The sequence below is a fragment of the Paracoccus sp. (in: a-proteobacteria) genome, from assembly GCF_039808215.1.
Classification (GTDB): Bacteria; Pseudomonadota; Alphaproteobacteria; order Rhodobacterales; family Rhodobacteraceae; genus Paracoccus.
Genome location: NZ_JBDHSP010000077.1, coordinates 1 through 13,157 on the forward strand (window position 1 = coordinate 1; position 13,157 = coordinate 13,157).

A 13,157-nucleotide genomic window follows, 5' to 3' on the forward strand; every position below is an offset into this window, starting at 1 on the left:
GGTTCTGGCAGGCTTCGACACCCGCCACGATACGCCGCCTTCTCAGGCCCCATCACCCATTTTCAGCCATAGCCCCTGGTTGGTCAGCGAAGTGCGCTCGCCGACCAGTCGATCCCGAACCCGGTGCAGCGTCTGAACGTCGAGTTGCTCCTCGCTCTTGAGTTCGACGAAACGCATCGTGGGCCGGGTCGCCGCTTCGGCAATGGCCTCTGCGTCGCGGTCGTCGTTCTTCTGCGCCTTGACGTAAGGCCGCACATATTCCGGCGACATCAGCCGAACCTCGTGTCCCAGTGCGGCCAGCGATCGTCCCATGTGATGAGCGCCGCAGCACGCCTCCATGGCCATGACGCAGGCCGGGAGCTTCGACGCGAAGGCGATGACGCCATCACGACGCAATCGCCGACGCACCACCACTGTCCCCGTGCTGTCGAGCCCAACGACGCTGCAGCTGTTCTTGCCCAGATCGATGCCAAGGATCACAATGCTCATGGTCCGCTCCTTCCTTCTTTGAACACCGACATCCTACACAGAGGTCGGCGGGAGGGGCGGGCCATCCATAAAGGGGGCTGGCATGGGGCACGATCGCAGCCAGGATCACGGGCATGGGCATTCGCACCTGCCGGGCGGCGTCGGCGACGGCACCATCCTGATCGCGGTCGCGGTCAATCTGGCACTGACCGCGGCGCAGGTGATTGGCGGCTATGTGGCGGATTCCACGGCGCTGATTGCCGACGGCGTGCACAACCTGTCGGACGCGCTGGCGCTGGTGCTGGCCTTTGGCGCCCGCAGGCTGGCGCGGCGCCCGGCCAGCCCCGAGATGAGCTTTGGCTGGAGCCGGGCCGAGATCGTCGCCGCCTTCGTCAACTATCTGGCGCTGATCGCGGTCTCGCTGTGGCTGGCGCTTGAGGCGGCGGGGCGGCTCTTCGATCCGCCGCAGGTCCAGGGCGCGCTGGTCGTGGGGCTGGCGGCCTTCGCGCTGCTGGTCGATCTGGCGACCGCGGCGCTGGTCTGGCGCGCCGCGCGCGAAAGCGTGAACATCCGCGCGGCCTTCCTGCACAATCTGGCGGATGCGGCGGTCTCGGTGGCGGTGATCATCGGCGGGGCGGTGATCTGGGCCTTTGGCTGGCAGGTGGTGGATCCGGTGCTGACGCTGCTGATCTCGGCGGTGATCCTGTGGCATGTGCTGCGTGAACTGCGGCCGGTGCTGCGCATGCTGATGCTGGCGGCACCGGGAGGCATCGACCAGCCGGCGCTGCTGGCCGCCATCGAAGCCGATCCAGATGTCATCCGCGCATGGCACCTGCACCTGTGGCAGATCGACGAGCGCCGCATCGCGCTTTCGGCGCATCTGGCGATCCGCGACGGCGCCGATGCGGTTGCCGCGGTGCGCCGGGTCAAATGCTTGCTGCAGGCGGATTTCGACATCGATCACGCCACGATCGAGGCCGGGCCCGGGGACGAGCCGGGGGTCGGGGGGGCCTGCACGCCGCATTCCGGGCATGGCCATGCCGGCCACGCCCATCGCCACCAGGGTTCAGATCGCCGTTGAATGCCCGGTCGGCGCCACGTCATAGGCGTCGAACATCTGCGCGATCATCCGCGTCAGCGGCCGGGCCTGCGGGGGAATGCGCAGCCCTGCGGCGTCGATCTCGACCATGGTGCCGAATCGCGCCGAAACCGGGGCAAACAGCCGCTGCAGTTCGGCGGCCGTAAGCCCGTGCCCGCGGGAGAATTCCTCGGCCCGGATTTCAAAGTCGCACATCAGCGCCTCGATCATGCGCGAGCGCCAGATGTCCTCGGCGCTGAAGGCATGGCCGCGGGTGATCGAGAAATGCCCGTCGCGGATCCTGGCGGTATGGGCGCCGGTCGCCGGGGCGTTCTGCGCGAATCCCTGCGGAAAGCGCGAGATCGACGAGGCACCAAGCCCGACCAGCGCCTCGGCGCGATCGTCGGTATAGCCCTGGAAATTGCGCCGGAGCAGCCCGGCCTTCTGCGCCACGGCCAGCCCGTCGCCGGGGCGGGCGAAATGGTCGATGCCGATCTCGTCATAGCCGTCGGCAACGAACAGGTCGCGCGCCACCTCGAACAGCGCCAGGCGACCATGCGGGTCGGGCAGGGCCTCGGTCGGGATCATCTGCTGGCGCTTGGCCATCCAGGGCACATGCGCATAGCCGTAAAGCGCCACGCGGTCGGGCGACAGCGCCAGCAGCTTCTGCACCGATTCGGCGATCCGGCGCGGGTCCTGATGCGGCAGGCCGTAAAGGATGTCGGCGTTCAGGCTGGCGATGCCGCGGTCGCGGATCATGTCCACGGCGCGCTTGGTCAGCTCAAAGCTTTGCATCCGGCCGATGACCTTCTGGATCTCGGGGTCGAAATCCTGCACGCCGATCGAGGCGCGCGTGAGCCCGGCCTCGGCCAGCGCGTCCATGCGCGCCTCGTCGATCTCGTTGGGGTCGATCTCGACCGAGAATTCGGCGCCCTCGGCCAAGGGGAATGCGTCCAGCACCGCGCCCGCGACCCGGCGCATGATCTCGGGCGGCATCAGCGTTGGCGTGCCGCCGCCCCAATGCAGGCGCGACAGCCGCACGCCGGGGGCGAGGCTGGCCTTCAGCATCTCCAGCTCGTCAAGCAGCACCTGGGCATAGGCGCGCACCGGATCGTCCGATTGCGTGCCCTGGGTGCGGCAGGCGCAAAACCAGCATAACCGCCGGCAGAAGGGCACATGCATGTAAAGCGAAATGGCGGCGCCGGCGGGAATCGCCTCGATCCAGCCGCGGTAATCAGTCTCGCCGATGGCGGGTTTGAAATGGGTGGCCGGCGGGTAGCTGGTATAGCGCGGAACACGCGCGTCAAACAGCCCCAGGCGCTCAAGTTGCGATTGTTGTGTCATGCTGCTATCCTTGGACCTGAACACGCGCCAGGACCTTGACACAAATCAAATGCCACATGACGCCGCCGCAGTTTGCGCGACGCAGCAGCCATGCGAGATTTGTCCGATCCGCAACCGCGCCGTTTGTGCGCATTGTGAAACGGATGAGCTGTCTGCGCTCGAGAGCATGAAGTATTACCGCCGCTATGAGGCGGGACAGGTCGTGGTCTGGGCCGGCGACCGCATGGATTTCGTCGGCTCGGTCATCGCCGGCATGGCCGGGCTGACCCAGCAGCTTGAGGACGGGCGCACACAGATGGTCGGGCTTTTGCTGCCCAGCGACTTTCTGGGCCGGCCGGGGCGCGAGAATGCCGCCTATACCGTGACCGCAACCAGCGACCTGCTGCTGTGCTGCTTTCGCCGCAAGCCGTTCGAAAAACTGCTGGCAGAGACGCCCAGTGTCGCCGGGCGGCTTTTGCAGATGACGCTGGACGAGTTGGATGCGGCGCGTGACTGGCTGCTGCTGCTGGGACGCAAATCCGCGCGCGAAAAGATCGCCTCGCTTCTGGTCATTCTGGCGCGGCGCGAGGCGGCGCTGCTCAAGCGCCGGCCCGAGGGCCGCATCTCGCTGGAACTGCCGCTGACCCGCGACGCCATGGCCGATTACCTGGGGCTGACGCTGGAGACCGTCAGCCGTCAGGTCAGCGCGCTGAAGCGCGACGGGGTGATCGAACTGGACGGCAAGCGCCGGGTGATCGTGCCGCTGTTCGAGCGGCTGGTGACGGAAAGCGGCGACGATGCCGACGGCGGCCCGCTGAGCTGAGCGTGGCCCCGCCCGGGACCACGCCGCAGGTCGCGCCCTAGCGCGCCATCAGGACCGGAACCCCCGCCTTTTCCAGCATGTTGCGGGTGGCGCCGCCCAGGATCGCCTGGCGGAAGCGCGAATGGCCATAGGCGCCCATCACCAGCATGTCGGCGCCGATCTCGGTCGCGCGCCGGTTCAGGATGTCGCTGACCAGGGGCAGGGTGCGCGCCAGCACCGCGATCTCGGCCTTGACGCCCTGACGGGTCAGCATCTGGCACAGCGCCCCGCCGGGGTCCGAACGCTCGGGTCCGTGCGGCGAGGGATCGACCACGGTGATCTCGACCGCATCCGCCGCCAGAAGCAGCGGCATGGCCCGGCGCACCGCGGCCAGCGCCTCGTTCGACTGGTTCCAGGCGATCATGATCTTGCGCCCGAAGGGTTCCTTCAGTTCCTGCGGCACGATCAGCACCGGGGCCGAGCCCTCGAACAGCGCCGCCTCGGTGATCGCCTCGGCATCGGGCTGCGCGCCCTCGCCATAGGGGCGGTTCAGCACCACGAGGTCGCAATAGCGCGCCCGCATGCCCACCAGCGTCGCCAGGCCGCCGACCTGGGCCACGGCAGAATCGACCGACCAGCGGATGTCCTCGGGGTCAAGCCGGGCGCGCACCTTTTCCTCAAGCGCGGTCGCCGCCGCCACTGCCTTGTCAATGGATTCCTGGAACACATAGGCCGAGGCGCCGGCGTAGTAATAGCCGCTCTGGCTGTGATCGACGCCCATGCAGAACACCTCGAGGTGGGCGTCCTCGCGCCGGGTCATGGCGACCGCGGCATCTACCTGTTTTTGCGGCGTTGTTTCGGTCAGCACCGTCAGAATGGTCTTGTATCCCATGAGCCTCTCCCGCCCGTTCCTTGTCTGCCTTCGGGTGACAGTCTGCGCCACGCCCCGGGCGGCTGCCCACAAATAAAAGGGGGTGCAACAATCTGTCTCAATGATTTAGCACTCTACACCGGCGACAGACGTTCCGTTTGACGCAGATCAAAGTTGCACAAAACCGTGTGATTATAGAACGCTTGTGTCCAGCTTCCGTTCCCGTCGTGTCGCGGGCGCGATTCGGGGGCAAGGACACAGAACGAAGGACAGGAATTCATGTTGGACACCATCAAGCTGATCGCGCTTGGCACGGTCGCGGTTCTGGCCGCGATTGCGGCCAATTACGCACGACCCGATGATCCCGCCTATTTGGTCAATGCCCTGATCGTCATGCTGGCGGCGGGCTTTTTCTTCGTGCGGGTCCTGCGCCAGATGGGCAATGAGCAACCCTCGCTCGAACCCCACCCCGAGACGGAATACATGGACGGCGTGATCCGCGCGGGTGTGATCGCCACCGCGGGCTGGGGCGTGGTCGGGTTCCTGGTCGGCGTGGTCATCGCGTTCCAGCTGGCCTTTCCGGCGCTGAACCTCAGCGATGTCACCCTGGGCTACACGAACTTCGGCAAGCTCCGGCCGCTGCACACCTCGGCGGTGATCTTCGCCTTTGGCGGCAACGCGCTGATCGCGACCTCGTTCTATGTGGTGCAGCGCACCTCGGCGGCGCGGCTCTGGGGCGGCAACACCGCCTGGTTCGTGTTCTGGGGCTATCAGCTGTTCATCGTGCTGGCCGCGACCGGCTATATCCTGGGCGCCACCCAGTCCAAGGAGTACGCCGAGCCGGAATGGTATGTGGACTGGTGGCTGACCGTGGTCTGGGTCGCCTATCTGGTGGTGTTCCTCGGCACGATCATGAAACGCCGCGAGCCGCATATCTATGTGGCGAACTGGTTCTACCTGTCCTTCATCGTCACCATCGCCATGCTCCATATCGTCAACAACCTGGCGATCCCGGTCAGCCTGCTGGGCAGCAAGTCCGTGCAGCTGTTCGGCGGCGTGCAGGATGCGATGACGCAATGGTGGTATGGCCACAATGCGGTGGGCTTTTTCCTGACCGCAGGCTTTCTGGGCATGATGTATTACTTCATCCCCAAGCAGGCCGAGCGCCCGGTCTACAGCTACAAGCTGTCGATCATCCACTTCTGGGCGCTGATCTTCCTCTATATCTGGGCCGGTCCGCACCATCTGCACTATACCGCGCTGCCCGACTGGGCCACGACGCTGGGCATGGTGTTCTCGATCATCCTGTGGATGCCCAGCTGGGGCGGGATGATCAACGGGCTGATGACGCTTTCGGGCGCCTGGGACAAGCTCAGGACCGATCCGATCATCCGCATGATGGTGGTGGCGGTGGGCTTTTACGGCATGGCCACCTTCGAGGGCCCGATGATGTCGATCAAGGCGGTGAACTCGCTCAGCCATTACACCGACTGGACCATCGGGCATGTGCATTCCGGCGCGCTGGGCTGGAACGGCATGATCACATTCGGCGCGCTCTACTACCTGACGCCGCGGCTCTGGGGGCGTGAGCGGCTGTATTCGACGGCGCTGGTCAGCTGGCACTTCTGGCTCGCCACCATCGGGTTGGTGCTTTACGCCGCCTCGATGTGGGTCTCGGGCATCATGGAGGGGCTGATGTGGCGCGAGGTGGACGCCCAGGGTTTCCTGGTGAACGCCTTTGCAGACACGGTCGCGGCGAAATTCCCGATGAACGTGGTGCGCGCGCTGGGCGGGGTGCTTTACCTCACCGGCGGGGTGATCATGTGCTACAACCTCTGGGCCACCGTTGCAAAACAGCCCAAGACGCAGCCCCTGGCTGTCGCAGTCCCGGCTGAGTGAGGGCGGATCATGGCCATTCTTGAAAAGCACAAGGTTCTTGAAAAGAACGCGACGCTGCTGCTGATCTATTCCTTCCTGATCGTGACCATCGGCGGCCTGGTGCAGATCGCGCCGCTGTTCTACCTGGAAAACACCATCGAAAAGGTCGATGGCATGCGCCCCTACACGCCGCTCGAGCTGAAGGGCCGCGACATCTATGTGCGCGAGGGCTGCTATGTCTGCCACAGCCAGATGATCCGGCCGATGCGCGACGAGGTCGAGCGCTATGGCCATTACAGCCTGGCGGCGGAATCGATGTATGACCATCCGTTCCAGTGGGGCTCCAAGCGCACCGGGCCGGATCTGGCGCGCGTGGGCGGACGCTATTCGGACGAATGGCACCTTGACCATCTGGTAAACCCGCAGGCGGTGGTGCCGGAATCGATCATGCCGAAATACGGCTTCCTGATGGATCGCAAGGTCGATGCCTCGAACATGGGCGAGCGGCTGGCGACCGATGCCACGGTGGGCGTGCCCTATGACGCGGCCATGGTCGAGGCGGCCAGCGCCGATTTCACCGCCCAGGCCGATCCCGATGCCGATGCCTCGGGCCTTGAGGAACGCTATCCCGGCGCACAGCAGCGCAATTTCGATCGCCGGCCCGGCGTCTCGGAAATGGATGCGCTGATCGCCTATCTGCAGGTCCTGGGCACGATGGTCGACTTCTCGACCTTCGAGCCGGACCCGAACCGCTGAGGTCGCGCATGGACAGGTATTCCTTCCTGCGCGAACTGGCCGACAGCTGGGTGCTGCTGTCGCTGGTGCTGTTCTTTCTGGGAACGGTCTTCTTCGCCTTCCGGCCGGGTTCGCGGGGTCTGCACCGCGACGCCGCGGAAAGCATCTTCCGCAACGAGAACAGCCCGCGGCAAGCGGCCGGCAAGGAGGTCGAGTGATGGCCGAGAAACACGACGAGCACGCGACCCCGGCCGAAAGCGCGGCCGAAAGCGTGGCCGAGGCGCAGGCGAAACCCGGCGCGACGCGGGTGGTGCGCGACCACAAGGGCGCGCGCAAGGTGGTCGAGGTGCCCTCGACCGGTCATAGCTGGGACGGGATCGAGGAATATGACAACCCGCTGCCGCGCTGGTGGCTGTGGACCTTCTACGCCACGATCATCTGGGGCATCGCCTATCTGATCGCCAGCCCGGCGATCCCGCTGGTGACCGGCTCGACCCAGGGCATGCTGGGCGGCAAGTATCGCAGCGATGTCGCCGCCGAGATCCAGCGCGTCAATGAGGCCAATGCGCCGATCCAGGCCAAGCTGGTCGACACGCCGCTGGACGAGATCGCCGCCGACCCGGAGCTGGCGAACTATACCGCCAATGCCGGCGCCGCGATCTTCCGCACCTGGTGCGCGCAGTGCCACGGTTCAGGCGCGGGCGGCGGCAAGGGCTACCCCTCGCTTCTGGACAACGACTGGCTGTGGGGCGGCACCCTGGATGAGATCTATGCCACCATCCAGCACGGCATCCGCGATCCCAAGGACGGCGAGGCCCGCTATTCCGAGATGCCGCGCTTCGGCACCGACGAGATGCTGGACAAGGACCAGATCAGCCAGGTGGTGAACTATGTGCTGGAACTGGGCGGGCAGCCGCATGACGCGGCGCTGGCGGCCGAGGGTGCGACGGTATTTGCCGACAACTGCGTCTCGTGCCACGGCGAGGACGGCACCGGCGACCGCGCCCAGGGTGCGCCGAACCTGACCGATGCGGTCTGGCTTTACGGCTCGGACCCGGCGACGATCACCCGCATCGTGCATGACGGCCCCTTCGGCGTCATGCCGGCCTGGTCGGGGCGCCTGTCCGAGGCAGACATCCGTGCCGTGGCGTCCTATGTCCACGGCCTGGGCGGCGGCGAATAGCACCCGCCTGACCGGATCCGCGCCCGGGAAACCGGGTGCGGTGGCACCGGCCCCCCGTCCTGTTCGCGCGTTTCCAGGGGGGCCGGTGTTCTTATGAAGCGCGACCGCGACGCCAGCGCAAGCCGCCGGCGCGATTTTTCATGCGCAACTGCGACAAATCGACCCATGGCGCCATGTCGCGCCGGCTGTTAACCGCCGGCATGGCCGCGCTTGACCCAGATCAATGCAGGGGCCACACCCGTCCCTATATCCGGGCCACGCGCAACAGGAGCCAGCCATGTCGAATTCCGACATCGACCCGCCACGCCTCTATGCCGCCCGCGAGCCGATCTTCCCGCGCCGGGTCAGGGGCTGGTATCGCAATCTGAAATGGATCCTCATGGCGGTGATGCTGGGGATCTATTACATTCTGCCCTGGCTGCGCTGGAACCGCGGGCCGAACCTGCCCGACCAGGCGGTGCTGGTCGATCTGGCCAACCGGCGCTTCTTCTTCTTCTGGATCGAGATCTGGCCGCATGAGTTCTATTTCGTCGCTGGCCTGCTGGTCATGGCGGGGCTGGGGCTGTTCCTGTTCACCTCGGCCCTCGGCCGGGTCTGGTGCGGCTATGCCTGCCCGCAGACGGTCTGGACCGACCTGTTCATCCTGACCGAGCGCTGGGTCGAGGGCGACAGGAACGCCCGCCTGCGCCTGTGGAACGCCCCCTGGAGCCTGCGCAAGGCCCGGTTGCGCCTGACGAAATGGCTGATCTGGCTGTTCATCGCGGTGGCGACCGGCGGCGCCTGGGTGTTCTATTTCACCGACGCGCCGACGCTGCTGCGCGACCTTGTGACCGGCAATGCCCATCCCATCGCCTATATCACCGTGGCGGTGCTGACCGCGACCACCTTCTTCTTCGGCGGCTTCGCGCGCGAACAGATCTGCATCTATGCCTGCCCCTGGCCGCGCATCCAGGCGGCGATGATGGACGAGGATACGCTGACCGTCGCCTATCGCGAATGGCGGGGCGAGCCGCGCGGCAAGCTGCAAAAGGGCGAGCCGACGAAATCCGACGGCGGGACCAAGGGCGACTGCATCGACTGCATGGCCTGCGTGAATGTCTGCCCGATGGGCATCGACATCCGCGACGGCCAGCAGATGGAATGCATCACCTGCGCCCTGTGCATCGACGCCTGCGACGAGGTGATGGACAAGATCGGCAAGCCGCGCGGGCTGATCGACTACATGGCGCTGCGCGATGAGACCGCCGAACGCACCGGCGCCGCGCCCAAGCCGGTGATGAAGCATGTCTTGCGCCCGCGCACGATCCTGTATTTCACCCTCTGGGCCGGGATCGGGGTGGCGCTGGTGGTGGCGCTGTTCCTGCGCTCGCCCTTCGATCTGAACGTGACCCCGGTCAGGAACCCGCTTTACGTCACCATGGCGGACGGCGCCATCCGCAACACCTATGCGCTGCGGCTGCGCAACAAGCAGGGCACTGCGCAAGAGTTCACCATCTCGGTCGCCGGGCCGGATGGCGCGCCGGTGCCTGGCGTCACCCTGACGCTGGAGGGCCAGCCGGCGGCATCCGTCACCGTGCCCGCCGACAGCACGCATACGCAGCGCCTTTACCTCACCGCCGAGCCGGGCTCGGCACTGGCCGGGCGCGGCCAGAACGAGTTGACGCTGTGGGTCGAAGATGGCACCGATGGCATCAGGGCGCAGATCGGCACCGTTTTCCATGGAAAGGGTGAATGATGGCAGGCGAGCTGACCGGTCGGCGGGTGCTGGCGATCACGCTGGCGGGTTTCGGCACCATCATCGCCGTCAACCTGGTCATGGCCTTCATGGCGGTGGGCACCTTCCCGGGGCTTGAGGTCAAAAACAGCTATGTCGCCTCGCAAAGCTTCGACCGTGACCGCGCGGCCCAGGACGCGCTGGCCTGGCGCGTGACGCCCGAATATGACGGGCGCGAACTGGTGCTTGCGATCCGCGACGCCCGGGGCCTGCCGGCGCCGGTGAGCGAGCTGCAGGTGACCGTGGGCCGGCCCACGCATCAGCGCGAGGACCAAAGCCCCGAATTCAGCTATTCCGGCGGGGTCTTTCGCGCGCCGCTGGTGCTGGCGCCGGGGCTGTGGAACATCCGCCTGACCGCGACCGCCCCGGACGGAACGCTGTTTCGCCAGCGCCTCGACCATTACGCCGGCAGCCGGGTGAAGTGACATGACCGATGTGCCGTTTTCCGACCATGACAGCAGACTGTCGGCCTGCGCCGCCTGCGATGCCGCGCCGCTGGCCAGCCGCATCGCTGCGGCGAGGGCGGGGCAGGGCGATGTCATCCTGTCCCTGCCCACCATCCATTGCGCCACCTGCATCACCGATGTCGAACGCGTACTGGACGCGCATCCGGGCGTGCGCGCGGCGCGGGTGAACCTGACCCTGCGCCGCGTCACCGTCGATGCGCCGGGCATGACCGCCGAGGATCTGATCCCGATCGTCGAATCCATCGGCTACGAGGCGCATGAGCTGGACCCCGGCGCGCTTGCGGCCTCATCCGCGGACCGCCAGGGCCGCGACATCCTGATGCGCATCGGCGTGTCGGGTTTCGCCATGATGAACATCATGATCCTGTCGGTCGCCGTCTGGTCGGGGGCCGAGGATGCGACGCGCGACCTGTTCCACTGGGTTTCCGCCGCCATCGCCCTGCCGACGGTGGCCTTCGCCGGGCGGCCGTTCTTTGCCAGCGCCTGGCGCGCGATCAGCCATGGAAGGCTGGGCATGGATGTGCCGATCTCGCTGGCGCTGATCCTCGCCAGCGCGATCTCGGTCTATGAGACCATCCATTCCGGCCATCACGCCTATTTCGACGCGGCGGTGATGCTGTGCTTTTTCCTGCTGATCGGGCGCTATCTGGACTATCGCACCCGCGCCGTGGCGCGTTCCGCAGCCGAAGAACTGACCGCGCTCGAGGTGCCGCGCGCCTTTCGCGTCACCGCCGAGGGTGACGAGCCGGTGCCGGTGGCAGAGCTGCTGCCGGGTGATCTGATCCGCCTGCGCCCCGGCGCGCGCGTGCCCGCCGATGGCGAGATCACCGAGGGCGCAAGCGAGATCGACCGCTCGCTGCTGACCGGGGAAAGCATCCCGGTGGCGGCGGCCCCCGGGCTGATGCTCTCGGCCGGAGAGGTGAACCTGACCGGGCCGCTGCTGATGCGGGTGACGGCAGCCGGGCGCGACAGTTCGCTGGCGCGGCTGACGGCGCTGGTCGCGGCGGCGGAATCGGCGCGCGGGCATTATACCTCGCTGGCCGACCGGGCCTCACGGCTTTATTCGCCGCTGGTGCATCTCTTGGCCTTCTGCAGCTTCCTTGGCTGGTATCTGTCCACCGGCGATCTGCGCATGGCGGTCAATGTCGCGGCGGCGGTGCTGATCATCACCTGCCCCTGCGCGCTGGGGCTGGCGGTGCCGGCGGTGATCACTGCCGCCTCGGGGCGGCTGTTCGGGCGCGGCATGCTGATCAAGGACGGCACGGCGCTGGAACGCCTGGCCGAGGTCGATTGCGTGGTTTTCGACAAGACCGGCACGCTGACCATGGGCGTGCCGCAACTGGTCTCGGCCGATGCCATCCCCGAGGAGGCGCGGCCGCTGGCGCTGGCCCTGGCGCAGGGCTCGGACCATCCGCTGTCGCAGGCGCTGTCGCAGGCGCTGCTGGCGCAGGGCGTGCGGCCGGCGGTACTGCAGGATCTGCGCGAGGTGCCGGGCCACGGCATCGCCGGCAGCTTTCAGGGGCGCGAGCTGCGCCTTGGCCGCGCCGACTGGCTGGGGGCCGAACATGGCGCGGCGCTGCTTTCGGCAAGCTGGTTGTCGCTGGGCCGGGGCGCGCCGATCCGGCTGGAGTTTTCCGACCGGCTGCGGCCGGGGGCGGCGGATTGCGTGCGCCGGATCATGGGCTCGGGGCGACGGGTGCTGCTGCTTTCGGGCGATGCGGCGCCGGTGGTGGCCGATCTTGCCGGGCGTCTGGGCATCGGGGAATGGCGCGCCGGCGTCACCCCGCTGGAAAAGGCCGAGACGTTGCGGCAGTTGCGCGACAGCGGCCATCACGCGCTGATGGTCGGCGACGGGCTGAACGACACGGCGGCGCTGGCCGAGGCGCATGTCTCGATCTCGCCCGCCTCGGCGCTGGACGCGGCGCGGACGGCCTCCGACATCGTGCTGATGGGCAGCGATCTGGCGCCGGTGGCCGAGGCCCTGGGCGTGGCACGCAGCGCGCGCGCCAGAATCAAGGAGAACTTTGCCATATCGCTGCTGTATAATGTCGTGGCGGTGCCGTTCGCGATCGCGGGCCTTGCCACGCCCCTGATGGCGGCACTGGCCATGTCGCTCAGTTCGATCAGCGTGACGCTGAACGCGCTGCGCCTGCGCCAGAGAGGTTGAGATGGAGATCCTTGTCGTTCTGATTCCGGTATCGCTGGGGCTTGGCGGGCTTGGCCTGCTGGCCTTTGTCTGGGCGCTGCGCGGGCGGCAGTATGACGACCCCAAGGGCGATGCCGAGCGCATCCTGAGCAGCGCCTGGGACGACCGCCCCAAGCCCTGACTGCCCCGTTGCCGGGATTGCCGCATCAACCCATGGGGCAGGGGCCGGCGGTCAGGCCAGATGGGGTGGTTGCCGCCCTGACCTGGCGGCATCGGAATGTGCCAAAGTGGTGGTGTTCACAGCCACTGATCGGGAAAGACCGCAACCATGGCGAAAGATGCGATGATCGGGGCGGATCGAGCTATGGCTGAATTTGGGTGACGCGGCTTGATCATGCGGCGCGGCTTTGGCTGGCATCGTCAGCGGCGACG

At 66.9% G+C, this 13,157-nt stretch carries 13 protein-coding genes and 1 pseudogene; 10 read left to right on the forward strand and 4 right to left on the reverse strand.

The window, feature by feature from the left end; genetic code table 11:
• Nucleotides 1-75: 75 nt before the first annotated feature.
• A pseudogene (locus WMK75_RS16230) lies at nucleotides 76-489 on the reverse strand (IS110 family transposase); the annotation flags it as partial.
• A gap of 82 nt (nucleotides 490-571) precedes the next feature.
• On the opposite strand from WMK75_RS16230, the gene WMK75_RS16235 reads away from it, so the two are divergent.
• Entirely contained in the window at nucleotides 572-1,549 is a 978-nt protein-coding gene (locus WMK75_RS16235; RefSeq protein WP_347268656.1) for a cation diffusion facilitator family transporter, read from the forward strand.
• On the opposite strand, the gene hemN is transcribed toward WMK75_RS16235, so the two are convergent.
• A complete protein-coding gene (gene hemN, locus WMK75_RS16240) occupies nucleotides 1,535-2,890 on the reverse strand; it encodes an oxygen-independent coproporphyrinogen III oxidase (protein ID WP_347268657.1) in 1,356 nt (451 codons plus the stop codon). The genes WMK75_RS16235 and hemN overlap by 15 nt on opposite strands.
• A 49-nt stretch (nucleotides 2,891-2,939) precedes the next feature.
• On the opposite strand from hemN, the gene WMK75_RS16245 reads away from it, so the two are divergent.
• Nucleotides 2,940-3,692 carry a Crp/Fnr family transcriptional regulator gene (locus WMK75_RS16245; protein ID WP_347268658.1) on the forward strand — a complete coding sequence of 251 codons (753 nt, stop codon included), beginning with the start codon at nucleotides 2,940-2,942 and terminating at the stop codon, nucleotides 3,690-3,692.
• 37 nt (nucleotides 3,693-3,729) lie between these two features.
• Here WMK75_RS16245 and WMK75_RS16250 read toward each other — a convergent pair whose 3' ends face one another.
• Entirely contained in the window at nucleotides 3,730-4,563 is an 834-nt protein-coding gene (locus WMK75_RS16250) for a universal stress protein (protein WP_347268659.1), read from the reverse strand.
• 258 nt (nucleotides 4,564-4,821) lie between these two features.
• Between WMK75_RS16250 and ccoN the strand changes: the two genes are divergently transcribed.
• The 8 genes from ccoN (at nucleotide 4,822) to ccoS (ending at nucleotide 12,906) form a co-directional block, all read left to right on the forward strand.
• A complete protein-coding gene (ccoN, locus tag WMK75_RS16255) occupies nucleotides 4,822-6,441 on the forward strand; it encodes a cytochrome-c oxidase, cbb3-type subunit I (RefSeq protein WP_347268660.1) in 1,620 nt (539 codons plus the stop codon).
• A gap of 9 nt (nucleotides 6,442-6,450) precedes the next feature.
• Nucleotides 6,451-7,176 (forward strand): cytochrome-c oxidase, cbb3-type subunit II, encoded by a 726-nt coding sequence (gene ccoO / locus WMK75_RS16260; RefSeq protein WP_347268661.1) that lies wholly within the window; start codon nucleotides 6,451-6,453, stop codon nucleotides 7,174-7,176.
• A gap of 8 nt (nucleotides 7,177-7,184) precedes the next feature.
• Nucleotides 7,185-7,373 carry a cbb3-type cytochrome c oxidase subunit 3 gene (locus WMK75_RS16265; protein ID WP_347268662.1) on the forward strand — a complete coding sequence of 63 codons (189 nt, stop codon included), beginning with the start codon at nucleotides 7,185-7,187 and terminating at the stop codon, nucleotides 7,371-7,373.
• Nucleotides 7,373-8,338 (forward strand): cytochrome-c oxidase, cbb3-type subunit III, encoded by a 966-nt coding sequence (gene ccoP / locus WMK75_RS16270; RefSeq protein WP_347268663.1) that lies wholly within the window; start codon nucleotides 7,373-7,375, stop codon nucleotides 8,336-8,338. Before WMK75_RS16265 ends, ccoP begins: the two co-directional genes overlap by 1 nt.
• Nucleotides 8,339-8,615: 277 nt before the next feature.
• Entirely contained in the window at nucleotides 8,616-10,073 is a 1,458-nt protein-coding gene (gene ccoG, locus WMK75_RS16275; protein WP_347268664.1) for a cytochrome c oxidase accessory protein CcoG, read from the forward strand.
• Nucleotides 10,073-10,537, forward strand: a complete 465-nt coding sequence (locus WMK75_RS16280) for a FixH family protein (RefSeq protein ID WP_347268668.1) — start codon at nucleotides 10,073-10,075, stop codon at nucleotides 10,535-10,537. The genes ccoG and WMK75_RS16280 overlap by 1 nt, the downstream gene beginning before the upstream one ends.
• A 1-nt stretch (nucleotide 10,538) precedes the next feature.
• The gene (locus WMK75_RS16285; protein ID WP_347268665.1) at nucleotides 10,539-12,746 is read left to right on the forward strand and encodes a heavy metal translocating P-type ATPase; all 2,208 of its coding nucleotides are present in this window, start codon (nucleotides 10,539-10,541) and stop codon (nucleotides 12,744-12,746) included.
• A gap of 1 nt (nucleotide 12,747) precedes the next feature.
• Nucleotides 12,748-12,906: a cbb3-type cytochrome oxidase assembly protein CcoS gene (ccoS, locus tag WMK75_RS16290; protein ID WP_347268666.1), complete on the forward strand. Its 159-nt coding sequence runs from the start codon at nucleotides 12,748-12,750 to the stop codon at nucleotides 12,904-12,906.
• Between the two features lie 51 nt (nucleotides 12,907-12,957).
• On the opposite strand, the gene WMK75_RS16295 is transcribed toward ccoS, so the two are convergent.
• A partial coding sequence (locus WMK75_RS16295) for a hypothetical protein (RefSeq protein ID WP_347268667.1) occupies nucleotides 12,958-13,157 on the reverse strand: 200 nt, incomplete at its 5' end.